Below are 22064 nucleotides of genomic sequence, written 5' to 3' on the forward strand. Positions count from 1 at the left end.
CAGTAGACCTGAGCCAGAGATTTCTTGCCAGTTCGCCGCACGGCAACCACCGATTTCAGGCCTTGAGCAGCATGTAGCCGGCCACCATCAGGCACACACTGGCAAACCCCACTTGAAGTGCCCGGGCCGGAACGCGGGCGCACAGTCGTCGCCCCACGACCATCCCGGCGATGCTCGCGGCGATAAAAGCCGCGCCCTGGGCATCGATGGTCACCCCGGCATGAAAGGCGCCGATCACTCCGGTTGCCGAGATCAAACTGATCACCATCAACGAGGTGGCGATGATGCCGCGCATCTGTACGTCGGTCAGTTGCTTGAATGCCGGCACGATCAGGAAACCCCCACCGACCCCGAGCAAGCCTGAAACCACGCCGGTCACCGCCCCCAATGCAGCCAGGGTTGCGGTGCATTTGGCGGTCCAGGAAAAGCGCCCGGTCTGTTGATCGAGCATGCAGTTCTTCTGGCCCCAGTTGGCGTGGCCGTGATCGCTCGGCCCCGCTTGCGGCTTTTCTCGCCGCAGCATCCGCCAGGCGATCATGATCATCAGCAGACTGAACAGGATCATCAGGACTTTTTCCGGCAACTGATGGGCGAAGTAGATGCCCACCGGTGAGAACACCGCCCCCAGCAACGCTATCAACAACGCCGCACGGTAACGCACCAACCCATGGCGCAAGCCGTCGATGGCACCGACCGCCGCCGCACTGCCCACCGCAAACAACGCCACCGGCGCTGCCTGGGTCATGCCCCAGCCCAGCCCGAGCACCAGGGCCGGGACTGCAAGAATGCCTCCGCCGGCCCCGGTCAGCCCCAGGATCAGGCCCATCACCACACCAAACAATGTCGCCAGCAGCATAGGGTTTTCTCAATCGACCTTGGACACACGAGTCAGCCACTCACGACCTTTGAGCATGCCGTTCCAGTAAAACCACGGCAGCAGCGTCGCCTTGAGAAACCATGCCGAACGCCGCGCCACAGTCGGCTCGAGGGGAAAAGTCGGCAGCAGCTTACCGGCATAGCCGAACTCGGCGAGTATCACCTTGCCCTTCTCCACCGTCAGCGGGCAGGAGCCATAACCGTCGTATTTCAGCGGCAAGGGTTGCTGTTTGCGCAAGGCCAGCACGTTCTCCGCCACCACGACGATTTGCTTGCGCACCGCGGCGGCGGTCTTGGCGTTGCTGGTAGAGCAGACATCGCCGAGGGCGAACACGTCCGGATAACGCACATGCTGCAAACTGTGGACGTCCACTTCGCACCAGCCTGCGGCATCGGCAAGCGAACTCTGACGGATGAAGTCCGGCGACACCTGCGGTGGCACCACATGCAACAGATCGAATTTTTTCGCTTGCAGCGTGACCGTTCCGGCGGCGTCCCTGACCTCAAACCAGGCGGTTTGCGCCGGCCCGTCGACCTTCACCAGGTTGGAGTTGAATGCCAACCGCGCACGGTATTTCTCGATGTACTTCATCAGCGGCGCAACGAACGTCGCCACGCCGAACAACGCGGCGCCGGCCAGGTTGAACTCGACGTCGACATGCTTCAGCACACCGTGTCGGAGCCAGTGATCACACGACAGGTACAACGCCTTTTGCGGCGCCCCGGCGCATTTGATCGGCACCGCCGGCTGGGTGAAGATTGCCTTGCCGCCGCGCAGACCTTTGACCAGTTGCCAGGTGTAGGCCGCATGCCGGTAGCTGTAGTTGGACGTGACACCGTGTTGCCCGAGGGCTTCTTGCAGACCTTCGATTTTCTCCCAGGCCAGTCGCAAGCCAGGGCAGACGATCAGGTTCTGATAAGAGACGCTGCGCCCATCATCAAGCGTCAGCAGACGGTTTTCGGGGTCGACGCTGCTGACCGCAGCCTGCACCCAGTGAGCCTGACGCGGCATCACCGCCGCCATTGGTCGTACGGTGTTCTTGAGTTCATGCGCGCCGCCGCCAACCAACGTCCAGGCCGGTTGGTAATAGTGCTGGGCGCTGGGTTCGATGACGGTGACGTTCAAGTGCGGATCGCGCTTGAGCAGGCTGGCAGCGAAGCCGATACCCGCGGTACCGCCGCCTATCACCACGATGTCGGCACTGATGGTCTGGCCCCAGTGTTGGTCCTGCATAAGTTATTGCCTCTACAAGGGGCTGCCCGAAAAGGCTCACGCCCAGCTTTTTAGCACCGCGCCGCAATACAGGCCCGAGAGTGTTTTCATCACCTGAATCACTTCGTGGCTGGCAAGACCGTAGAAAATGTACTTGCCTTCACGTCGGGTGCCCACCAGGCCTTCATCGCGCAGAATGCCCAATTGTTGGGACAACGTCGGCTGACGCACACCGGTCATGGTTTCCAATTCGCCGACGTTGCGCTCGCCCTGAGTCAACTGGCAGAGGATCAGCAGACGGTCCTCATTGGCCAATGCCTTGAGCAGCGCGCAGGCCTTGGAGGCCGAGGCACGCAATTGCGCCACTTCACCTTCGCTTAGACTGGATTGCATTTGCAGATAACCTTAGTCGTCACTTAAGCTGCGGACATTATGTTTAAACATAAAGTGTTGCAAGCCTTTGTGTCTTTCTGCCACCCAGCCAGGACCCGCCGCCATGCCAGCGTTGATCCAAGCCTTCCTTGACGACGCATCAAAGACCTACACCTATGTGATCTATGAACACGACGGCGGCCCGTGCGCCATTGTCGATTCAGTGCTCGATTACCACCCGGCGTCCGGTCGAACCGCCACCACGCAGGCTGACCGGGTGATTGCTTTCGTTCGCGAGCACCGGTTGCAAACCCAATGGCTGCTGGAAACCCACGCCCATGCCGATCACCTGTCCGCCGCGCCTTACCTGCGCCGCGAGTTGGGCGGCAAGATCGCCATCGGCCAGGCCATCAGTCAGGTGCAGGACGTCTTCAAGAACCTGTTCAACCTTGAGCCGGCGTTTCGCAGCGACGGTTCGCAGTTCGACCATCTGTTTGCGCCGGACGAGGAATTTTCCATCGGCAACCTCAAGGCCAAGGCGCTGCATGTTCCCGGTCACACTCCGGCAGACATGGCCTACCTGATCGACGATGAACTGATTCTGGTGGGCGACACGCTGTTCATGCCCGACGTCGGCACCGCCCGCTGCGACTTCCCTGGCGGCAACGCCAACCAGCTATTCGCCTCGATACACAGGTTGCTGGCCTTCCCCGCCGACACCCGTCTCTATGTCTGCCACGATTACCCGCCAGCCGGCCGCACTTCCCAGTGCATGACCACCGTTGGCGAGCAACGCAAAAACAATATTCATGTGCATGACGGCATCGACGAAACGGCGTTCGTCGACATGCGCACCCGGCGCGATGCGGGCTTGTGCATGCCGACGCTGATACTGCCGGCGATTCAGGTGAATGTGCGGGCCGGGAATTTGCCACCGGCTGAAGACAACGGCGTGGTCTACCTGAAGATCCCCATCAACCAGTTCTGACCCCAACACATTGGACCCCACACTTTATCTCGTAGCAGCTGCCGAGCTCCGCGAGGCTGCGTTCGGCGGCGCAGCCGTCGCGAAACCTGCCACCGCGTTCTTTCAGGCAGACCGTATCAGCCGGATTACGACGGCTGCGCCGCCGAACGCAGCCTCGCGGAGCTCGACAGCTGCTACGGGTATGTGGGGAGATCTCAGTTGGCCAGGGTCAGGCCATTGGCTGGCAATGGCAGCGCGGTTTTGTAGCGCACCTGCTTGAGCGCAAAGCTTGAGCGGATGTTGGCGACGCCCGGGACCTTGGTCAGGAAGTCCATCATGAAGCGCTCCAGCGACTGAATGGTCGGCACCAGTACGCGGATCAGATAGTCCGGGTCGCCGGCCATCAGGTAACACTCCATCACCTCCGGACGGTTGGCGATGGCGGCCTCGAATTGCGCCAGCGCCTCTTCCACCTGCTTCTCCAGGCTGACGTGAATGAACACGTTGACGTGCAGCCCCAGCAGGTCGGCATCCAGCAGCGTGACCTGCTCGCGAATCAGCCCTAATTCTTCCATGGCCTTGACCCGATTGAAGCACGGTGTCGGTGACAGATTCACCGAGCGGGCGAGGTCGGCGTTGGTGATGCGGGCGTTCTCCTGAAGGCTGTTGAGAATGCCGATGTCGGTACGGTCCAGTTTGCGCATGAGACAAAACAACCTGTTTTTTATGTTTATGCAGATTTTTTATCCTCAAATGGCTTCAACTGCAACGAAACAGAGATAAATATTCTTCTTGCCCCGGCCTATGATTGTTGTAGGACAAGATTTCTTCTACCCGAAGGATGACGGTCAGCTCACTACAAGAAATTCACAAGATCGAGCGTAGAAAGCCATGAATCAAGCGTACGAACCCCTGCGCCTGCACGTTCCCGAACCCTCGGGCCGCCCCGGCTGCAAAACCGACTTTTCCTACCTGCGCCTGACCGATGCCGGTACGGTGCGCAAACCCCCAATCGACGTAGAACCTGCCGACACCGCTGATCTGGCCAAGGGCCTGATTCGCGTGCTCGACGATCAGGGCAATGCCCTCGGTCCGTGGGCAGAAGGCGTGCCCGTGGAGATTCTGCGTAAGGGCATGCGCGCCATGCTCAAGACGCGGATTTTCGACAACCGCATGGTGGTCGCCCAACGTCAGAAAAAAATGTCGTTCTACATGCAAAGCCTTGGCGAAGAAGCCATCGGCAGCGCCCAGGCCCTGGCCCTGAACATCGACGACATGTGCTTCCCCACCTATCGTCAGCAAAGCATTCTGATGGCTCGCGAAGTGCCGCTGGTGGACCTGATCTGCCAACTGCTGTCCAACGAGCGCGATCCGCTCAAGGGCCGTCAGTTGCCGATCATGTACTCCGTTAAAGACGCCGGCTTCTTCACCATTTCCGGCAACCTCGCCACCCAGTTCGTACAAGGCGTGGGCTGGGGCATGGCGTCGGCGATCAAGGGCGACACCAAAATCGCCTCGGCCTGGATCGGCGACGGCGCCACCGCCGAATCCGACTTCCACACCGCCCTCACCTTCGCTCACGTTTACCGTGCGCCAGTGATCCTCAACGTGGTCAACAACCAGTGGGCGATCTCGACGTTCCAGGCGATTGCCGGTGGTGAAGCCACTACGTTCGCCGGTCGCGGCGTCGGTTGCGGCATCGCCTCCCTGCGGGTCGACGGCAACGATTTTGTCGCGGTGTACGCCGCCTCTGCCTGGGCCGCCGAACGCGCCCGCCGCAACCTTGGCCCGACCATGATCGAATGGGTCACCTACCGCGCCGGCCCGCACTCGACGTCCGATGATCCTTCCAAGTACCGCCCTGCCGACGACTGGAGTCACTTCCCGTTGGGCGACCCGATTGCGCGCCTCAAGCAGCATCTGGTGAAAATCGGTCAGTGGTCCGAAGAGGAACACGTGGCCCTCAGCGCTGAACTGGAAGCCGAAATCATCGCCGCGCAAAAAGAAGCCGAACAGTACGGCACCCTGGCCGGTGGCCAGATTCCGAGCGCTGCGACCATGTTCGAAGACGTCTATAAAGAGATGCCGGAGCACTTGAAGCGCCAGCGTCAAGAGTTGGGGATCTGACATGAACGATCACAACAATAATATCGAGCTGGAAACCGCCATGACCACAACCACCATGACCATGATCCAGGCCCTGCGCTCGGCCATGGACGTGATGCTCGAGCGTGACGACAACGTCGTGGTGTTCGGCCAGGACGTCGGCTACTTCGGCGGCGTGTTCCGTTGCACCGAAGGCCTGCAGAGCAAATACGGCACCTCGCGGGTGTTCGATGCGCCGATCTCCGAAAGCGGCATCGTCGGCGTTGCGGTCGGCATGGGCGCCTACGGATTACGGCCAGTGGCCGAGATCCAGTTCGCCGATTACGTCTACCCGGCCTCGGACCAGATCATTTCCGAAGCGGCACGCCTGCGCTATCGCTCGGCCGGCGAGTTCACCGCCCCGATGACCTTGCGCATGCCTTGCGGCGGCGGCATCTACGGCGGCCAGACCCACAGCCAGAGCATCGAAGCGATGTTCACTCAGGTCTGCGGCTTGCGCACAGTGATGCCGTCCAACCCCTACGACGCCAAAGGCCTGTTGATCGCCTCCATCGAGAACGATGACCCGGTGATCTTCCTTGAGCCAAAGCGCCTGTACAACGGCCCGTTCGACGGCCATCACGACCGCCCGGTAACCCCGTGGTCGAAACACCCTGCCGCGCAAGTGCCGGACGGCTACTACACCGTTCCGCTGGACCTCGCCGCCATCACCCGTCCAGGCAAGGACGTGACCATCCTGACCTACGGCACCACCGTGTATGTCTCGCAAGTGGCCGCTGAAGAAACCGGCATCGACGCCGAAGTCATCGACCTGCGCAGCCTGTGGCCGCTGGACCTGGAAACCATCGTCAAGTCGGTGAAGAAAACCGGCCGCTGCGTGGTCGTCCACGAAGCCACCCGCACCTGCGGCTTTGGCGCCGAACTGGTCGCGCTGGTTCAGGAACATTGCTTCCACCACCTGGAAGCGCCAATCGAGCGTGTGACCGGTTGGGATACTCCCTACCCGCATGCGCAAGAGTGGGCGTATTTCCCAGGTCCGTCCCGTGTGGGCGCGGCGTTGAAACGGGTCATGGAGGTCTGAATGGGCACGCACGTTATTAAAATGCCGGACATTGGCGAAGGCATTGCAGAAGTTGAACTGTCGGTGTGGCACGTCAAGGTCGGCGACATGGTCGTCGAAGATCAGGTGCTGGCCGATGTGATGACCGACAAGGCGATGGTCGACATTCCGTCCCCGGTGCATGGCAAGGTGATCTCCCTCGGCGGTGAGCCAGGTGAAGTCATGGCCGTCGGCAGCATTCTGATCAGTATCGAAGTGGAAGGTGAAGGCAACGTCAAAGCGTCGTCTCAGCCAGCACCGGCTGCACCAGCACCGAAGCCCGCAGCGGTTGCCGCACCGAAAGTCGAAGCCGCGATTGAAAGCAAATCCGCCGTCCCGGCTCACCCAGTTGCGCCGCAAGGCCCGATGGTCGCTCGCGAAGCCGATGAGCGTCCGCTGGCCTCCCCGGCCGTACGCAAACACGCGCTGGATGCCGGTATTCAATTGCGTCTGGTCCGTGGCACCGGCCCTGCCGGGCGGATTCTTCACGAAGACCTCGAGGCCTATCTGGCACAAGGTCAGTCGAACGCATCGAGCACTGTGGCCGCATACGCCGAACGCAACGACGAACAGCAGATCCCGGTGATCGGCATGCGTCGCAAGATCGCCCAGCGGATGCAGGATGCGACTCAGCGTGCCGCACACTTCAGCTACGTCGAAGAAATCGACGTGACGGCAGTGGAAGAACTGCGTGCGCATCTGAATGAAAAGCACGGCGCAACTCGCGGCAAGCTGACGTTGCTGCCGTTCCTGGTCCGCGCCATGGTCGTCGCCCTGCGCGACTTCCCGCAGATCAACGCCCGTTATGACGACGAAGCCCAGGTCATCACCCGCCTCGGTGCGGTGCATGTCGGCGTCGCAACCCAAAGCGACATTGGCTTGATGGTGCCGGTGGTGCGTCACGCCGAGGCTCGCAGCTTGTGGGACAGCGCTGCGGAAATCTCCCGTCTGGCCACGGCTGCGCGCAATGGCAAAGCCAGCCGCGATGAACTGTCCGGCTCGACCATCACCCTGACCAGCCTCGGCGCCTTGGGCGGCATCGTCAGCACCCCGGTGCTGAACCTGCCCGAAGTGGCGATCGTCGGCGTCAACAAGATCGTCGAGCGGCCAATGGTGATCAAAGGCCAGATCGTGATTCGCAAGATGATGAACCTCTCCAGCTCCTTCGATCACCGGGTGGTCGATGGCATGGACGCGGCGCAATTCATCCAGGCCATTCGTGGCTTGCTCGAACAACCCGCAACCCTGTTTGTGGAGTAGTAAGGCATGCAACAGACTCTGAACACCACGCTGCTGATTATCGGCGGCGGCCCCGGCGGTTATGTGGCGGCGATCCGCGCGGGCCAGTTGGGCATCAGCACCATTCTGGTCGAAGGCCAGGCGCTCGGCGGCACCTGCCTGAACATCGGCTGCATTCCGTCGAAAGCGCTGATCCATGTAGCCGAGCAGTTCCATCAGACTCAGCATCACAGCCAGCATTCGGCCCTCGGGATCAACGTCTCGGCGCCGACCCTGGACATCGGCAAAAGCGTCGAGTGGAAGGACGGTATCGTTGATCGCCTGACCACCGGCGTCGCGGCGCTGCTGAAAAAGCACAAGGTCCAGGTCATTCAAGGCTGGGCCAAGGTCATCGACGGTAAAACCGTCGAGGTCGGCGACACGCGTATCCAGTGCGAGCACCTGCTGCTGGCCACCGGTTCGAAAAGCGTCAACCTGCCGATGCTGCCAATTGGCGGGCCGATCATCTCTTCCACCGAAGCTCTGGCGCCGAAAAGCGTGCCAAAACGGCTGATCGTGGTGGGTGGCGGCTACATCGGGCTTGAGTTGGGCATTGCCTACCGCAAGCTCGGCGCCGAGGTCAGCGTGGTCGAGGCGCAGGATCGGATTCTGCCAGCCTACGATGCCGAACTGACCCAGCCGGTCAACGAAGCGCTCAAGCAACTCGGCGTAAAGCTTTACTTGAAGCACAGCGTCGAAGGCTTTGATTCACAAGCCAATACCTTGCAAGTGCGCGACCCGAACGGTGAAACCCTGAACCTGGCCACCGATCAGGTGCTGGTGGCGGTTGGGCGTAAACCCAACACCCAGGGCTGGAACCTTGAAGCATTGAACCTGGACATGAACGGCTCGGCGATCAAGATCGACAACCGCTGCGCGACCAGCATGCGCAACGTCTGGGCCATCGGCGATCTGAGCGGCGAGCCGATGCTCGCTCACCGCGCCATGGCGCAGGGTGAAATGGTCGCCGAGCTGATCTCGGGCAAACACCGCGAGTTCAATCCCACCGCCATCGCCGCCGTGTGCTTTACCGACCCGGAACTGGTGGTAGTCGGTAAAACCCCGGATGAAGCCAAGGCCGCTGGCCTGGATTGCATCGTGTCGAACTTCCCGTTCGCCGCCAACGGCCGGGCGATGACCCTGGAATCGAAAAGCGGCTTCGTGCGGGTGGTCGCGCGGCGTGACAATCATCTGATTGTCGGCTGGCAGGCGGTGGGGGTCGGGGTCTCCGAGTTGTCGACGGCATTCGGCCAGTCCCTGGAAATGGGCGCACGCCTGGAAGACATCGCCGGCACCATCCACGCCCACCCGACATTGGGTGAAGCAGTGCAGGAAGCGGCGTTGCGCGCCTTGGGGCACGCGTTGCACCTGTAACCGCTCAACTGTGGCGAGGGAGCTTGCTCCCGCTGGGCTGCGAAGCGGCCCCAATCGCGTCACTGTGATCTGCCTGATACACCGCAGTGTCCGGTTTTACCAGTGCTGCGCACTGGAACGGGAGCAAGCTCCCTCGCCACAGGGTTTCGAATAATGAAGGATCGGCGGCAAGTTTCATGAGCGGGCTAAGAAATCTGCCAATCACTCGATAGTCCGGGCTGCGATTTAGGCCTGGAATGAAGTATTGTTGTCCCCATCCAGAAAAACGTCAGAAGCCTTGAACCATTCAGGCGATTGTTAAGTGATAGAGGGTGTCATGGGTAACGAAAGCATCAATTGGGACAAGCTGGGTTTTGACTACATCAAGACAGACAAGCGCTATTTGTCGCACTGGCGCGATGGCGCCTGGGACCAAGGCACCTTAACCTCCGATAACGTGCTGCACATCAGCGAAGGCTCCACTGCTCTTCACTATGGCCAGCAATGCTTCGAAGGCCTGAAGGCCTACCGCTGCAAGGATGGTTCGATCAACCTGTTCCGCCCGGACCAGAACGCCGCACGCATGCAGCGCAGCTGCGCTCGCCTGCTGATGCCGCAGGTCGACACCGAACAATTCGTCGAGGCCTGCAAGGCCGTGGTGCGTGCCAACGAGCGTTTCATTCCGCCGTACGGCACTGGCGGCGCGCTGTACCTGCGTCCGTTCGTGATCGGCGTGGGTGACAACATCGGCGTGCGTACCGCTCCCGAGTTTATCTTCTCGATCTTCTGCATCCCGGTCGGCGCCTATTTCAAAGGTGGCCTGACCCCACACAACTTCCTGATCTCCAGCTACGACCGCGCCGCGCCACAAGGCACCGGCGCTGCCAAGGTCGGTGGCAACTACGCCGCCAGCCTGATGCCTGGCTCCCAGGCCAAGAAGGCGCACTTCGCCGACTGCATCTACCTGGACCCGATGACCCACACGAAGATCGAAGAAGTCGGCTCTGCGAATTTCTTTGGTATCACCCAGGACAACAAATTCGTCACGCCGAAATCCCCTTCGGTATTGCCGGGTATCACCCGTCTGTCGTTGATCGAGCTGGCAAAATCGCGCCTGGGCATGGAAGTCGTTGAAGGCGACGTGTTCATCGACAAGATCAGCGACTTCAAGGAAGCCGGCGCCTGCGGTACTGCTGCGGTGATCACGCCGATCGGCGGCATCGAGTACAACGGCAAGCTGCACGTGTTCCACAGCGAAACCGAAGTTGGCCCGGTCACCCAGAAACTCTACAAAGAGCTGACTGGTGTGCAGACCGGCGACATCGAAGCGCCAGAGGGCTGGATCGTCAAGGTCTGATCCAGCGCTTGCGGCACTGAAAAGCCCACCCATCGCTCACGCGGTGGGTGGGCTTTTTATTGGTTGCCATCTACATCGAGCCTGGCAAACAACCACTCCAGAAACACTTGAGTCTGCTCTGTCACGTCCGGCGCAACACCGTAGTAGTAACGCGGCAGCGGCATGCGCAGTTCGGGCAATGGGCAAATCAGCCGGCCGCTCGGCAGGTCATCGCCCAGCAACGAGGCCGGACACAAGGCTATGCCCTGTCCCTCCACGGCAGCCTGAAGCACCGGCTGCATGTGATCGAACTGCAACGTCATCTGAGTCGCTGACTGCGTTTCGCCGAACAGCAGGGCCCAGTTGTGCCAGTCCTCGCGGCGGGTCTTGGCGGTCAGCAAGGTATGTCGGCTGAGGGCGTTCAAGTCGTCGAGCGGCAGACGCTTGATCAGCGAAGGCGCCGCGACCAGCAGCAATTCGTCTTCAAACAGTACCTGAGCGTGAATGTCCGGCGCCCAGCCGTCGCGGCCCCGTCGAATAACGACGTCGAACCTGTCTCGTGCGTGATCGGGCGCCAGCGTGGACGTGACCACCTCGGGTTTGATCTCCGGGTGCAGCGCCATGAACTCCGCCAGCCTGGGTCTCAGCCAGCGCTGGGCAAAGGTCGGACGGACGTTGATCTTTACGGTACGCAGCGAAGCGTGTTGCTTGAGTGCCGCGGCGGCGTTGGCAATCTGTGACAGTCCAGCGCTGACCTGTTCATAGAAGCTCTGTCCAGCCGGGGTCAGCAGCGATTGCCGGATGCGCCGTTCGAACAGCAGCACGCCCAGATGTTCCTCAAGCCGTTTGATGTGACGGCTGACGGCACTGTGGCTGACATGCAGTTCCTCGGCCGCGAGGCTGAAGCTCTGATGACGAGCAGCGGACGCAAAAGCGCGAACCGCATTCAAGGGAGGGAGTTGATTAATCATGCGTCTAATTTAGTCACATATACCGTGCAATTAAAGCGTTTGTCACACCTTCATCGTCACGCCAATCTGCGGGCATGCAGCCAATGCCACCTGATGGAGTGAGAGATGAATAGCTACGGAGTGTTTTTACTGTTCGCCGCCCTGACCATTCTGAGTCCCGGGCCCGGCGTGGTGCTCACGCTGACCAACTCCTTGCGTCATGGCTGGACCGGCGCGCTGCCGGGTATCCTGGGCATCGCCCTCGGGGCGTTTGTCGTCGCCGGGATCAGTGCGACCAGCGTGGGCCTGATACTCGCGACCTCCGCGAGCGCGTTCACCGTGCTGAAATATGCCGGTGCCGCGTACCTCTTGTACCTGGGTTACAAAAGCTGGCGCACTGATCGTTTCATCCCTGAGCGTGAAGTGAACTCGTCGAGTCCTGGGTATCGCTTCGTCGAAGCAGCATCGCTGCAGCTGTTGAACCCAAAAGCGGTGTTCTTCTTTCTCGCGGTGTTCCCGCAGTTCATCGATACCTCGACGCACTACTACAGCCAGTTTTTTAGCCTGGTCAGTTCCTACAGCCTGCTGGTGATCCTGATCCACGGCAGCTATGCGCTGCTCGCCAATGCAGCCAAAGGCTGGTTGTCGAGTCAAAAAGGTTCCTGGCTGGCGGCGAAGGTGTCAGGCGTTACGTTCGCCAGCTTCGGCGTGCTGATGGCCTCGGCCAGTCGATAGCGAATACGCCGTTATGGCGAAGGACTGACAACCGCGCGACTGCCTGACTCAGTGGCACTCCGCAGGTTCACCTTCGCCAGCGCCGGCAGTTCAATCGCGAATCTGGCCGTGATCTCTTTACGCCCGGTCGCCGTCAACGCCAGCGCTCGACTGTCCAGATCCTGTGTCAGCCATTTGCGCTTGATCGCCGTCTGCAACAACGCCGCGCCCAATGAGCCGCCGAGATGCGGGCGACGCATGCTCCAGTCGAGACAAGGGCAGGCAAAACGTCGACGCAGACTGTTCAAGGACTTCACGTCGATGCCCAACCCTTCGAAAAACCGCTCACCGGTTTCACTCAGCACGTGCTGCTGATCACCCTGCTCCGACACTGCCAACCAACCCGCTTCCAGCATCCGGTCATGCAGCAGCACGGCCAAGGTGCCGGCCATATGGTCGTAGCAAGTGCGAGCAAATTGCAGGCGATCCGGGGTTCGGGGAGTAAAGGTTGGCGCGGCGTTTTGGCCGATCACCATCAGCGCTTCCAGGGCCTGGGCGACCCGTTGGTCCGCCAGGCTGTAATAACGATGACGCCCCTGAACATGCAGCCGCACCAAGGCAAGTTCCTTGAGTTTCGCCAAGTGGGCACTGGCGGTAGAGGCGCTGACGTCGGCGATCACGGCCAGTTCAGTACTGGTGCGCGCGTGGCCGTCCATCAGCGAGCAAAGGATTTTCGTTCGGGCCGGCTCGGCAATGGCTGCCGCCACTTGCGAGACGCCGATGTCGTGCTGCTCTACGTTCATATTTCGCTCCCTGACGAATCGTCGCCCTGCCCGACTGGAGATAGTAGCAACACTTTCCACCGACGAATAAGGCAGCACTTCATGGACCCGATCATCGCCGCAACACATACCGACCCCTACCCTTATTACGCCAGCCTGCGCGCCGACGGCGGACTTTCATTTCATCAAGGACTGAGTCTGTGGGTGGCCAGCAGCGCCCAGGCCGTTGCCGCCGTGCTGGCTCATCCTGACTGCAAGGTCCGACCGGCCCACGAACCAGTGCCCAACGCCATTGCACACGGCGCGGCTGGCAAGGTGTTTGGTCAATTGATGCGAATGAACGATGGCGAACGCCAGCGCTGCCCGAGGTCGGCCATACAGCCGGGACTTGAAGTGATCGACACCGATGAGGTCAGCGCACTGGTGCGCGCCCGGTTGATCAGCCCATCTGCTGACGGACTGCACAAGGCCATGTTCATGGGCCCGGTGTGCGTGGTCGCTGCGTTGCTCGGCTTTACGCCAGCCGAAGGTCGAACCCTCAGTAAACTGACGGCTGATTTTGTCGCGTGCCTGTCGCCCCTGAGCAACCCAACCCAGCTGGACACGGCCCATGCGGCGGCGGAACAGTTGAACGGTTACTTCATAGAACGCCTCAGCGCGCAGGATCACCAAAGCCCTCTACTTGAAGGGATTCGTCAACGCCTGGCAAACCCCGACACCCTGCGCGCCAACCTGATTGGCCTGCTTTCCCAGACCTATGAGGCCACTGCCGGATTGATCGGCAACGCGGTGCTGGCATTGATCCGTAATCCGCAGCTCAAGGCTGAAATGCAGCGCGACCCGGCGCGGGTCAAAGATCTGTTGGCGGAAGTCCAGCGCCATGACCCTTCGGTGCAGAACACCCGTCGCTTCGTCAGCGCGCCTTGTGAAATCGACGGCGAGAGTCTCAAACCCGGCGACGTCATCCTGGTGCTGCTGGCCTCGGCCAACCGCGACCCACAGCTCAATGACAACCCGGACGCCTTGCTCCTCGACCGCCCAACCCGCCGCAGCTTCACCTTCGGCGCCGGCCGCCACCAGTGCCCCGGCCAGGCACTGGCCTTGAACATCGCCAGCGCCACGCTCAGCGAAATCCTGACGCACAACGATTTGCTCGATCAGCTTGCCTGGGAGTACCGCCCGTCATTGAACGGGCGTATTCCGGTGTTTTGGGAGCGGCGGGAGGTTCAGCGATGATCGTGGTGATTTTCGAAGCGTTGCCTCATGCGGAACATCGTCAGCGTTTTCAGACCCGTCCTACAGCCATGGCACTCCGCTTGAGATAGCGTCTCGTCGTACTTAACAGGCGAAACAAGGATGCGCATGGCTCGTAAAAAGGACATACCAAAAGTCTGGAACCCTCCGTCGGGTGACGGTCATCACCGCACCTCTAGATACATGACGCCAACCGAGCTTGCAGAGCGTGAGTTTCGACAGCAGGCATATGAAGACATGCTCTGATCAAAGCCGGAACGGTCGACAACAAAGGCAACATTCAGGGAGTTAAAAAGTGAGCCTGCTCTATCAAGATCCTTCGATGAACCATGACAAAGCGAACACTCTTCTTGCTGAAGGAAAGGAAACGGATGTCATCGCCGCCCTGATCTCCATCGGTCTTAACGAGCCAGATGGAGCGTGGGCTCAGAACACTTGCCTGCACTATCTGAACAGTGAGAGTGAAAATGTTGTATCAGCCGCCATCACAGCCCTTGGTCATGTGGCACGCCGACACGGTCAACTGGAGCTAGAGAAGATACTCGCGGCCTTTGAGCGTGCGAAGGCACGATTCCCCTCTCTTGAACCTGTCATCTCGGACACCCTTGAAGATATCGAGTTATTTACCTGACGTGGTGCCAGGTAAATGCCCATAGCAGTGTCCTCAAGCGTTGCGATATTCAACCGTCAGGTGTGACAGCTCATGAACCGGGGCCAGCCGTTCGCGGATGGCATCGGCCGTGACGGCTGCCGAGGTCACGACGCTGACAATCGCCGCTCGGGCCTGTGGGCCTACGCGCCAGACATGCAGGTCGGTGATGCTGACATCGCCTGTCGACTCCAGCAGCTCACGAACTTCGGCGGCAACGTGTTCATCGGTCGTGTCCAGCAGCACTGCGGCGCTGTCTCGCATCAAGCCATAGGCCCAATTGGCGATGACGACTGCGCCGACGATACCCATCACCGGGTCCAGCCAGACCCAACCCAGATAACGACCAGCCAACAACGCAGCGATTGCCAGCACGGAAGTCATCGCATCGGCCAGCACATGGACATAAGCCGAACGCAGATTGTTGTCGTGATGATGACCGTGACCGTGACCGTGACCGTGACCGTGGTCATGATGCGCAGAGTTGCCGGCCAGTAAAAGCGCGCTGACGATGTTCACGGCCAGGCCCACTACGGCGATCAGTGTTGCTTCGGTGAAAGCCACGGTAGTCGGTTGAAACAGCCGCATGATGGACTCTGCGGCAATGACGATCGAGACCAGCCCCAGCACCATGGCCGAGGCGAAGCCCGCCAGATCCCCTACTTTGCCCGTACCAAAACTGTAGCGCGCATTACCGGCGTTTCGTCTGGCAAACCCGTAGGCGATTGCGGTAATGCCCAGCGCACCAACGTGGGTGGCCATATGGAAACCGTCCGCCAACAGTGCCATCGAACCGGTGATGTAACCGGCGACAATCTCGCCAACCATCATGACGAACGTCAGCGCAACGACCCACAGCGTGCGTCTGGCATTCTCATCATGGGTGGCACCCAGGAACATGTGATCGTGGGAATAACGTGAAACCTGAGGTGTACTGCGCATGGGTTGCATGACCTTCAATTTGAATAACGACGAATGGCTTGCAGCAACTCTTCAAGACCTTCGGCGCGTTCTTGATCGCTGAGCTCGGGGCTGGCCACGTGTTCACGGGCGTGGGCTTCGATGAACTGGTCCATCAGACCGTTGACCGCGCCACGGATTGCCGCGACCAGATGCAGGGTCTTGGCGCAGTCGGCTTCCGACTCCAATGCCCGCTCGACGGCTTGAACCTGGCCGGCGATACGACGAACCCGCTTCAGCAGATCGTCCTTGTGTTCGTGAATGTGCGACATACCCATACCCCCTATACCTATCTACGGAAAGAATAGTCGTCGTTCACGTCAATATTGGCAACCCTGCATTCACCCAATGGTCATGGGATATGCCGCGGAACAGCGCTAGAACAAGTTGAGTTTGTTTCAGGGGCCGCGTCGACCTGTACTCTTGAACGTTCCTGCTTGCGCAGTCGCCCTATCCCGATCAAAGGAATGTCAATGAGTGCAAATTTTTCAGGCATTACGTGGGGCTTTCCCGGCATCGACCGGCGCCTGCTGAAAGTGCAATTCAGTTTTTTGCTGATGGTTCTGGGAGGACGGTGCAATCAACTGGCGGTGGCCTGGTGGACCTTGCAGGAAACAGGCTCTGCGCTCTATTTCGCCAACATGATTGCCTGTTCCATCGCGGCAGAGGTGTTAGCCAAGCCTCTGCTGGGATGGCTGGGGGACAAGTACAACAAAATCCTGATCATCAAGCTGGCCTCATGCATCAGCCTGCTGACAGCGCTGTTGATGGTGGTGCTGTCCGCCACGGGGTCGTTCAACCCCTGGACCGTGGGCGCGCTGATGATGATCAGCAGTGCGATCGTCGGCGTGCGTGACCCTCTCCAGGCGTCGATCATTCCTTTGTTTGCAGACGACGATAAAGTCTCCCCGGCCTTTCGGACCAAAAGCGTGATGTCGTCCTTTTCCATTCTGCTGGGGCCGGTGTTGGCCAGCGGGCTGATTTACAGGTTCGGTATCACCTTCGCCTTTGCCGCCGACTTTTTTGCGATTCTCATCGCAGGGACGTTGATCGCGACCATCCCGAGCCACATCGGTGCCACTGGCCAAGACGAAAAAGCCCCGGGTGCCAGTGGCTTCAGCATGATCTATTCCGGCTTCAAAGTGGTTTACGGAGTGAAAGTCGAGTTTTACCTGGCCATCATTGCAATGCTGATCAACTTTGCCCTGTTTCCGTTCTTCACCATCCTGATCCCTCTGTACGTAAAGGACGTCATCCAGTACCCGGTCACTTACATCGGTCTTCTGGATTCGTGCTTCGGGCTGGGCATTCTGGCGGGCAGTTACAAGATCATCGGCTGGTTATCCGACCGGGTCCCCCGTGACATGTGTGTGTCCGCAGGTTTTGCATTACTGGGGGGCAATCTGGTGGCAGTCGGCACCGTTTCATCGTCGTTCATCGTGCCCGTGGCCTTCTTCTGCGGCGGCGTCGGCCTGATGTTGATCAACATCCCCACCTCCGCTGTGAGGTTGCTGGCGACGCCAAAGCTCCATCGCAACCGGATTTTTGCCACGGTTTCATTTCTGTCTGCGGCGGCTAGCCCCTTGGGCAGTTTCGCGATGAATACCCTGATCGCCTATCTGGGGGTTGCACTGACAATCACGCTGCTGGGCGTCATGGTGCTGCTGTTGTCTCTGCTGGTCTTTCTGGTACCCGACTTCAAAACGTTCATGCGTTCCCAGGATACGCAGCTCAATGATGCCTATCTGGACAAATACCCTGAAGCGTTTGCGCACTGACGTGCTTCGCCATGCCTCTGCCTCTTACAAACGGAGTTGCCTTTCACTATGCCGGACTTCAAGGGCCGATCTGAAATCCGCTCTACCCCGATCGCCGCTACCGACCGTTGCGTGCGCGGTTGCTCACCGAGTTTCTCAGCGAGCGAGTCAGCCAGTTGCCGGGGTTCGAGGCGTAACAGTGGTCAGTCGTCGCGGGTCAGCACTTCGAGCAATTCAATCTCGAAAACCAGGTTGGAATTGGGCGGGATGGCGCCCATCGAGCGCTCGCCATACCCCAGGTGTGCCGGCACCAGCAACTTGCGCTTGCCGCCGACCTTCATACCCATCAAGCCCTGATCCCAGCCCTTGATCACTCGGCCGGTGCCGATCACACATTGGAAGGGCTTACCGCGCTCCCAGGAAGAATCGAACGGCGTACCGTCCTCCAGAAAACCGCGGTACTGAGTGGTAATCAAGGCGCCTTTGACGGCGACTTTGCCGTCACCCAGTTCAAGGTCGATGACCTGCAATTCTTCGTTCATTACTGCTCTCTCGTTCGCGGTGACCGTAAACACGGTCCGCGTTTTCTCAGATTTTGCCTTGCAGGGCAATGCCGTTGAAGACGCTGGTGTGGGCAGCGGTTCAACGCTCTATCGGCATGACCGCCAGAATCTGCCCGTTGGTGGTCTGCACCAGCATGTACTTGTCGTTGATTTGCACCCACTGGCTCTGACTTTGCGGGGTATTCAAGCCGCGTCTTTTCCAGTCGACCAGGGCTTTTTCGCTGCGGGTGTAGACGTCCGGCGCCTGGTCGCCGACGTGCAGGTTGCGGGCATTGATTGGCGCCGACTGGACGATGGTTTGCAGGGTATCGGCGGCCAGGACCGTCGGGCAGATAACTGCAAGACTCACAAGCACCGCCATGGCAGCCAGATTTCTTTGACGCAGCATCGGTATTTCTCCAGTGAATGGGTGACACCCGCTCTAGGACCGCCATTGCGTCCGGTCATTCGAAACGCTCACACCTCACTGTAGCGATGATTCTGCGATTGATCTCACCGCAGTGATAATCCATACGCATCAATGGATGTTAAATATGCACTTATCATATCGATCGACCTGCCCCAGTATCCGGCCTTAATAATATCCATGCGCCACGTTGCGCATGTCATAAAAGCGCGGGAGACACAACATGCAGGCTACAACCCATCCGCCAGCGACATCCGCTCGCAGCAAAGTCAGTGCAATTTTCCGGGTCACCTCGGGCAACTTCCTGGAACAGTTCGACTTCTTCCTCTTCGGTTTCTACGCCACCTATATTGCGGCGGCGTTCTTCCCTGCCAGCAGCGAATTCGCCTCGCTGATGATGACCTTCGCAGTGTTTGGCGCAGGTTTTCTGATGCGTCCTTTGGGCGCGGTGATTCTTGGTGCCTACATCGATGATGTCGGCCGCCGCAAAGGGTTGATCGTCACCCTGTCGATCATGGCCAGCGGCACGATTCTGATTGTGCTGGTGCCCGGCTACGAGACCATCGGTCTGTTCGCTCCGGCGCTGGTGTTGATCGGCCGTCTGCTTCAAGGCTTCTCCGCCGGTGCGGAACTGGGCGGCGTGTCGGTGTACCTGGCGGAAATCGCCACGCCGGGCCGCAAGGGCTTTTTCACCAGTTGGCAGTCGGCCAGCCAGCAAGTGGCGATCGTCGTTGCTGCGGCGCTGGGCTATGCGCTGAACCAATGGATGCCGGCGACAGTGGTTGCCGACTGGGGCTGGCGCATTCCGTTTTTCGTCGGTTGCATGATCGTGCCGTTTATTTTCCTGCTGCGGCGCAGCCTTGAAGAAACCGCAGAGTTCACCGCCCGCCGCCACCGCCCAAGCATGCGTCAGGTGTTCGGCACCTTGCTGCAAAACTGGCAGATCGTGATCGCCGGGATGCTGATGGTGGCGCTGACCACCACCGCGTTTTACCTGATCACCGTGTACGCGCCGACCTTTGGCAAAATCGTGCTGCACCTGAGCACTTCCGATGCGCTACTGGTGACCTTGCTGGTCGGCGTGTCGAACTTCTGCTGGCTACCACTGGGTGGCGCACTGTCGGACCGCATCGGTCGGCGCCCGGTGCTGGTGGCGATGACCCTGCTGACCTTGGCCACGGCCTACCCGGCATTGACGTATCTGGTCCAGGCACCGAGCTTCATCAACATGCTGTTGGTGCTGCTGTGGTTGTCGTTCATCTACGGTTTGTACAACGGCGCCATGGTTGCAGCGCTGACCGAAATCATGCCGGTGGAAGTCCGCGTGGCCGGTTTCTCCCTGGCCTACAGCCTGGCGACCGCAGTATTCGGCGGCTTCACCCCGGCGATTTCGACCTTCCTGATTCAGTACTCCGGCGACAAAGCCGCCCCCGGTTACTGGATGAGTTTCGCCGCGCTGTGTGCGTTGTGCGCAACGCTGTACCTGTACCGGCGCTCGACCGGTCGTTTACAAGTCGCCGTGCAATAAGCCAACCCCAGACAGAGAGGTATCGATGAAAAAATTACTGAACCTTGCGGCGCTGACCCTGATCGGCGCCCTGGGCCTGAGCAGCGTTGCCCAGGCTGAAGAGCTGCACGTGATGACCTCCGGTGGCTTCACAGCCGCCTATAAAGTGCTAGGTCCGAAGTTCGCCGCCGCCACCGGCAACACGCTCGATACGGCGCTTGGCCCGTCGATGGGCAAGGCGCCTGAAGCGATCCCCAACCGGTTGGCCCGTGGCGAGCACGCCGATGTGGTGATCATGGTCGGCTACGCCCTGGATGAGTTGATCAAGCAAGGCAAGGTCTTGCCCGGGTCACGGGTTGAACTGGCCGATTCGAGGATTGGCCTGGTGGTGCGCGAGGGTGCGGCGAAGCCGGATATCAGCTCGGTCGAAGGGCTGAAGACGACATTGCTCAATGCCAAATCCGTGGCCTACTCCGACAGCGCCAGCGGCGTGTACATCCAGGATCAGCTGTTCAAGCGCCTGGGGATCGAGCCGCAGCTCAAAGCCAAATCGACCATGGTGCCGAAAATTCCGGTGGCTTCGGTGGTTGCCACGGGCGACTACCAATTGGGCTTTCAACAGGTCAGTGAATTGCTCCCGGTGCCCGGCGTGACCTTCGTCGGCAAGATTCCGGAATCCGTGCAGTCAGTGACACGCTTCGCCGCCGGCATTCCGGTTGGTGCGCAACATCCGGTGCAAGCCAAAGCCTTGCTCGAATACCTCGCCTCCCCGGCCGCCCAGCCAGATGTCAAGGCAACCGGACTGGACTCGGTCAGCCGTTAAGCCTGATACCGGCCTCAGCCAATCCAGGCTGAGGCCGGTTTGACCTTCATTTCAATAATCAGCCGTTCCAGCTCCAGCGCCGCCGGCGTCAGCGTCCGTCCCCGACGCTTGAGCAGGCCGACGCTGCGCATCACTTGCGGATCCGTCAGCGGTACGTGAGTCAGAATCGGGTGGTCACTGCCGGGCATCGCCATCAACGGCACCGCAGCAATACCCAGCCCGGCTTCAACCAGACCGATCATAGTGGTGACGTGTCGGGTTTCGCAGATGCTCTGACGCGCCGGCACAATCCCGCTCAACGCCTGATCCAGCAGGAAGCGATTGCCCGACGTCTTGTCGAGGGAGATGTAATCCTGCTGGTACAGCTCGCTCCAGCTCACGCTTGCGCGGTTGGCCAAGGCGTGATCGCGTCGGCAAGCGACCACATAACGCTCCTGCACCAGCGGTTCGAACTCGACGTCGGCCTCCAGCGTGCCCATGAAACTCAAGCCGAAATCCGCCTCGCCATTGACCACTGCGCTCAGCACGTCATGGGCGCTGGAGTCGAGCACCTTGACCTTGATTCGTGGAAATCGCTGATGGTATTGGGCGACCACCCGCGGCATGAAGTAATAGGCCGCCGATGGCACGCAGGCCACAGTGACATAGCCCAAACGGGTCGACGCCACATCGCTGATCCCCAGCAACGCCACATCCAGGTCATCCAGCAACCGGTCGACACTCGGCGCAAACGCGCGCCCTGCCTGGGTCAGGCTAACGCGGCGAGTGGTGCGCTCGAACAGTTTGACGCCCAGTGCGTCTTCGAGCTTTTCAATCCGTCGACTCAGCGCCGGCTGGGAGATGCGCACCGCGTCGGCGGCCTTGCGAAAGCTGCCCTGCTCGACCACGGCGCGAAAAGCCTGCAAGTCATTCAGGTCGAAGTTGATGGCCATGAAGCGCACTCAGCGGCAAACGAATTGATCAGCTTATCCTATGAATGTAACAAACTGATGCAAAATGTAACGCGAAAATCCGCAATAGACGGCACTCATGACTGACTGACGCCGGCCCAGCCTTTATCCTTGTCGCCTTTCCAACCCATGATTGTCTGCAATTTTTG

General features: G+C 60.0%; 23 protein-coding genes and 2 pseudogenes. 14 read left to right on the forward strand and 11 right to left on the reverse strand.

What is annotated here, in order from left to right; genetic code table 11:
* Positions 1–55 precede the first annotated feature (55 nt).
* Genes AABM55_RS16170 through AABM55_RS16180 form a run of 3 tightly spaced genes read right to left on the reverse strand, consistent with a single transcriptional unit; the run spans position 56 to position 2482 of the window.
* Positions 56–856, reverse strand: coding sequence for a sulfite exporter TauE/SafE family protein (locus tag AABM55_RS16170; RefSeq protein ID WP_347926967.1), 801 nt, complete (start codon positions 854–856; stop codon positions 56–58).
* Positions 857–865: 9 nt separating this feature from the next.
* Positions 866–2110, reverse strand: a complete 1245-nt coding sequence (locus AABM55_RS16175; RefSeq protein WP_347926968.1) for an FAD/NAD(P)-binding oxidoreductase — start codon at positions 2108–2110, stop codon at positions 866–868.
* Between the two features lie 36 nt (positions 2111–2146).
* A complete protein-coding gene (locus tag AABM55_RS16180; RefSeq protein WP_054598349.1) occupies positions 2147–2482 on the reverse strand; it encodes a helix-turn-helix transcriptional regulator in 336 nt (111 codons plus the stop codon).
* 103 nt (positions 2483–2585) lie between these two features.
* Between AABM55_RS16180 and AABM55_RS16185 the strand changes: the two genes are divergently transcribed.
* Entirely contained in the window at positions 2586–3449 is an 864-nt protein-coding gene (locus AABM55_RS16185; protein ID WP_054597661.1) for an MBL fold metallo-hydrolase, read from the forward strand.
* Positions 3450–3643: 194 nt separating this feature from the next.
* Here AABM55_RS16185 and bkdR read toward each other — a convergent pair whose 3' ends face one another.
* Positions 3644–4132, reverse strand: coding sequence for a Bkd operon transcriptional regulator BkdR (gene bkdR / locus AABM55_RS16190; protein WP_019690099.1), 489 nt, complete (start codon positions 4130–4132; stop codon positions 3644–3646).
* Positions 4133–4319: 187 nt separating this feature from the next.
* On the opposite strand from bkdR, the gene AABM55_RS16195 reads away from it, so the two are divergent.
* From AABM55_RS16195 to AABM55_RS16215, 5 genes are all read left to right on the forward strand, one after another.
* Positions 4320–5555, forward strand: a complete 1236-nt coding sequence (locus AABM55_RS16195; protein WP_054597662.1) for a 3-methyl-2-oxobutanoate dehydrogenase (2-methylpropanoyl-transferring) subunit alpha — start codon at positions 4320–4322, stop codon at positions 5553–5555.
* 1 nt (position 5556) lies between these two features.
* A complete protein-coding gene (locus AABM55_RS16200; RefSeq protein ID WP_054597663.1) occupies positions 5557–6615 on the forward strand; it encodes an alpha-ketoacid dehydrogenase subunit beta in 1059 nt (352 codons plus the stop codon).
* The gene (locus tag AABM55_RS16205; protein WP_347926969.1) at positions 6616–7893 is read left to right on the forward strand and encodes a dihydrolipoamide acetyltransferase family protein; all 1278 of its coding nucleotides are present in this window, start codon (positions 6616–6618) and stop codon (positions 7891–7893) included.
* A 6-nt stretch (positions 7894–7899) separates the two neighbouring features.
* Positions 7900–9285, forward strand: a complete 1386-nt coding sequence (gene lpdA, locus AABM55_RS16210; RefSeq protein ID WP_347926970.1) for a dihydrolipoyl dehydrogenase — start codon at positions 7900–7902, stop codon at positions 9283–9285.
* Positions 9286–9601: 316 nt separating this feature from the next.
* Positions 9602–10621 (forward strand): branched-chain amino acid aminotransferase, encoded by a 1020-nt coding sequence (locus AABM55_RS16215; RefSeq protein WP_347926971.1) that lies wholly within the window; start codon positions 9602–9604, stop codon positions 10619–10621.
* Between the two features lie 56 nt (positions 10622–10677).
* Here AABM55_RS16215 and AABM55_RS16220 read toward each other — a convergent pair whose 3' ends face one another.
* The gene (locus tag AABM55_RS16220; protein WP_347926972.1) at positions 10678–11571 is read right to left on the reverse strand and encodes a LysR substrate-binding domain-containing protein; all 894 of its coding nucleotides are present in this window, start codon (positions 11569–11571) and stop codon (positions 10678–10680) included.
* A gap of 105 nt (positions 11572–11676) precedes the next feature.
* On the opposite strand from AABM55_RS16220, the gene AABM55_RS16225 reads away from it, so the two are divergent.
* Positions 11677–12285, forward strand: coding sequence for a LysE family translocator (locus AABM55_RS16225; protein WP_347926973.1), 609 nt, complete (start codon positions 11677–11679; stop codon positions 12283–12285).
* 11 nt (positions 12286–12296) lie between these two features.
* Here the strand turns inward: AABM55_RS16225 and AABM55_RS16230 are convergent, their stop codons facing one another.
* Positions 12297–13067 carry a helix-turn-helix transcriptional regulator gene (locus tag AABM55_RS16230; RefSeq protein ID WP_347926974.1) on the reverse strand — a complete coding sequence of 257 codons (771 nt, stop codon included), beginning with the start codon at positions 13065–13067 and terminating at the stop codon, positions 12297–12299.
* Positions 13068–13148: 81 nt separating this feature from the next.
* On the opposite strand from AABM55_RS16230, the gene AABM55_RS16235 reads away from it, so the two are divergent.
* From AABM55_RS16235 to AABM55_RS16245, 3 genes and pseudogenes are all read left to right on the forward strand, one after another.
* Positions 13149–14282, forward strand: coding sequence for a cytochrome P450 (locus AABM55_RS16235; RefSeq protein ID WP_347926975.1), 1134 nt, complete (start codon positions 13149–13151; stop codon positions 14280–14282).
* Between the two features lie 126 nt (positions 14283–14408).
* Positions 14409–14543 (forward strand): annotated as a pseudogene (locus AABM55_RS16240) (S-type Pyocin); the annotation flags it as partial.
* A 52-nt stretch (positions 14544–14595) separates the two neighbouring features.
* Positions 14596–14931, forward strand: a complete 336-nt coding sequence (locus AABM55_RS16245; RefSeq protein WP_347926976.1) for a hypothetical protein — start codon at positions 14596–14598, stop codon at positions 14929–14931.
* 33 nt (positions 14932–14964) lie between these two features.
* Here AABM55_RS16245 and dmeF read toward each other — a convergent pair whose 3' ends face one another.
* Together dmeF and AABM55_RS16255 are read right to left on the reverse strand one after the other, a co-directional pair.
* Positions 14965–15891 carry a CDF family Co(II)/Ni(II) efflux transporter DmeF gene (gene dmeF / locus AABM55_RS16250; protein ID WP_347926977.1) on the reverse strand — a complete coding sequence of 309 codons (927 nt, stop codon included), beginning with the start codon at positions 15889–15891 and terminating at the stop codon, positions 14965–14967.
* A 14-nt stretch (positions 15892–15905) separates the two neighbouring features.
* Entirely contained in the window at positions 15906–16181 is a 276-nt protein-coding gene (locus AABM55_RS16255; RefSeq protein ID WP_054598351.1) for a metal/formaldehyde-sensitive transcriptional repressor, read from the reverse strand.
* Between the two features lie 54 nt (positions 16182–16235).
* Here AABM55_RS16255 and AABM55_RS16260 point away from each other — a divergent pair, with 54 nt between their 5' ends.
* Together AABM55_RS16260 and AABM55_RS16265 are read left to right on the forward strand one after the other, a co-directional pair.
* On the forward strand, positions 16236–17687 hold the full coding sequence (locus AABM55_RS16260; RefSeq protein ID WP_347926978.1) for an MFS transporter: 1452 nt from the start codon (positions 16236–16238) through the stop codon (positions 17685–17687).
* A gap of 80 nt (positions 17688–17767) precedes the next feature.
* Positions 17768–17863, forward strand: a pseudogene (locus tag AABM55_RS16265) (LysR family transcriptional regulator); the annotation flags it as partial.
* 6 nt (positions 17864–17869) lie between these two features.
* On the opposite strand, the gene AABM55_RS16270 reads toward AABM55_RS16265, so the two are convergent.
* The gene (locus AABM55_RS16270; protein ID WP_347926979.1) at positions 17870–18208 is read right to left on the reverse strand and encodes an FKBP-type peptidyl-prolyl cis-trans isomerase; all 339 of its coding nucleotides are present in this window, start codon (positions 18206–18208) and stop codon (positions 17870–17872) included.
* Positions 18209–18308: 100 nt separating this feature from the next.
* On the reverse strand, positions 18309–18617 hold the full coding sequence (locus AABM55_RS16275) for an RcnB family protein (protein ID WP_347926980.1): 309 nt from the start codon (positions 18615–18617) through the stop codon (positions 18309–18311).
* 241 nt (positions 18618–18858) lie between these two features.
* Here AABM55_RS16275 and AABM55_RS16280 point away from each other — a divergent pair, with 241 nt between their 5' ends.
* Entirely contained in the window at positions 18859–20163 is a 1305-nt protein-coding gene (locus AABM55_RS16280) for an MFS transporter (RefSeq protein ID WP_347926981.1), read from the forward strand.
* Positions 20164–20188: 25 nt separating this feature from the next.
* Entirely contained in the window at positions 20189–20965 is a 777-nt protein-coding gene (locus AABM55_RS16285) for a substrate-binding domain-containing protein (protein ID WP_347926982.1), read from the forward strand.
* Between the two features lie 14 nt (positions 20966–20979).
* On the opposite strand, the gene AABM55_RS16290 is transcribed toward AABM55_RS16285, so the two are convergent.
* Positions 20980–21897 carry a LysR family transcriptional regulator gene (locus AABM55_RS16290; protein WP_103316663.1) on the reverse strand — a complete coding sequence of 306 codons (918 nt, stop codon included), beginning with the start codon at positions 21895–21897 and terminating at the stop codon, positions 20980–20982.
* Positions 21898–22064: the final 167 nt, after the last annotated feature.

It is taken from the genome of Pseudomonas helvetica (assembly GCF_039908645.1).
Lineage (GTDB): Bacteria > Pseudomonadota > Gammaproteobacteria > Pseudomonadales > Pseudomonadaceae > Aquipseudomonas > Aquipseudomonas helvetica.

Coding starts and splice junctions, on each gene's coding strand:
- AABM55_RS16170 (WP_347926967.1), bottom strand. CDS start 856: ATGCTGCTGGCGACATTGTTTGGTGTGGTGATGGGCCTGATCCTGGGG.
- AABM55_RS16175 (WP_347926968.1), bottom strand. CDS start 2,110: ATGCAGGACCAACACTGGGGCCAGACCATCAGTGCCGACATCGTGGTG.
- AABM55_RS16180 (WP_054598349.1), bottom strand. CDS start 2,482: ATGCAATCCAGTCTAAGCGAAGGTGAAGTGGCGCAATTGCGTGCCTCG.
- AABM55_RS16185 (WP_054597661.1), top strand. CDS start 2,586: ATGCCAGCGTTGATCCAAGCCTTCCTTGACGACGCATCAAAGACCTAC.
- bkdR (WP_019690099.1), bottom strand. CDS start 4,132: ATGCGCAAACTGGACCGTACCGACATCGGCATTCTCAACAGCCTTCAG.
- AABM55_RS16195 (WP_054597662.1), top strand. CDS start 4,320: ATGAATCAAGCGTACGAACCCCTGCGCCTGCACGTTCCCGAACCCTCG.
- AABM55_RS16200 (WP_054597663.1), top strand. CDS start 5,557: ATGAACGATCACAACAATAATATCGAGCTGGAAACCGCCATGACCACA.
- AABM55_RS16205 (WP_347926969.1), top strand. CDS start 6,616: ATGGGCACGCACGTTATTAAAATGCCGGACATTGGCGAAGGCATTGCA.
- lpdA (WP_347926970.1), top strand. CDS start 7,900: ATGCAACAGACTCTGAACACCACGCTGCTGATTATCGGCGGCGGCCCC.
- AABM55_RS16215 (WP_347926971.1), top strand. CDS start 9,602: ATGGGTAACGAAAGCATCAATTGGGACAAGCTGGGTTTTGACTACATC.
- AABM55_RS16220 (WP_347926972.1), bottom strand. CDS start 11,571: ATGATTAATCAACTCCCTCCCTTGAATGCGGTTCGCGCTTTTGCGTCC.
- AABM55_RS16225 (WP_347926973.1), top strand. CDS start 11,677: ATGAATAGCTACGGAGTGTTTTTACTGTTCGCCGCCCTGACCATTCTG.
- AABM55_RS16230 (WP_347926974.1), bottom strand. CDS start 13,067: ATGAACGTAGAGCAGCACGACATCGGCGTCTCGCAAGTGGCGGCAGCC.
- AABM55_RS16235 (WP_347926975.1), top strand. CDS start 13,149: ATGGACCCGATCATCGCCGCAACACATACCGACCCCTACCCTTATTAC.
- dmeF (WP_347926977.1), bottom strand. CDS start 15,891: ATGCGCAGTACACCTCAGGTTTCACGTTATTCCCACGATCACATGTTC.
- AABM55_RS16255 (WP_054598351.1), bottom strand. CDS start 16,181: ATGTCGCACATTCACGAACACAAGGACGATCTGCTGAAGCGGGTTCGT.
- AABM55_RS16270 (WP_347926979.1), bottom strand. CDS start 18,208: ATGAACGAAGAATTGCAGGTCATCGACCTTGAACTGGGTGACGGCAAA.
- AABM55_RS16275 (WP_347926980.1), bottom strand. CDS start 18,617: ATGCTGCGTCAAAGAAATCTGGCTGCCATGGCGGTGCTTGTGAGTCTT.
- AABM55_RS16280 (WP_347926981.1), top strand. CDS start 18,859: ATGCAGGCTACAACCCATCCGCCAGCGACATCCGCTCGCAGCAAAGTC.
- AABM55_RS16285 (WP_347926982.1), top strand. CDS start 20,189: ATGAAAAAATTACTGAACCTTGCGGCGCTGACCCTGATCGGCGCCCTG.
- AABM55_RS16290 (WP_103316663.1), bottom strand. CDS start 21,897: ATGGCCATCAACTTCGACCTGAATGACTTGCAGGCTTTTCGCGCCGTG.